The sequence below is a fragment of the Arthrobacter sp. SIMBA_036 genome (assembly GCF_046535135.1).
In the GTDB taxonomy this organism is placed as follows: domain Bacteria; phylum Actinomycetota; class Actinomycetes; order Actinomycetales; family Micrococcaceae; genus Arthrobacter.
Window position 1 is genome coordinate 1 of record NZ_JAWRXG010000177.1, and the last position, 271, is coordinate 271.

A 271-nucleotide genomic window follows, 5' to 3' on the forward strand; every position below is an offset into this window, starting at 1 on the left:
GTCAGTTTTTTCTGAGTAATCGTTTTTTAAACTATAAGTAGGAGCACCTGTGTTAGGGTCTATTTTTAATGTATGAGTAGTTGATGTTGAGTCTCGATTAAGCAAGTTTTTCATGTAGCTAGAAACAGCCCTGAAAATTGATAATATAGAGCCGCTTTTAGGAAGTAAATCAGCTTTCTCTAAAGTTTCTATCAAGTGTTTTGCGTTTTTGTTGTTGATCTCATATTCTCTTAATGATTTTGCGATTATGCACAAGCCATATATTTTCCAT

At 32.8% G+C, this 271-nt stretch carries 1 protein-coding gene; it reads right to left on the minus strand.

The window, feature by feature from the left end; translation table 11 throughout:
- On the minus strand, positions 1–271 hold a 271-nt coding region (locus tag SB659_RS19560; protein ID WP_410551606.1), incomplete at both ends, for a hypothetical protein.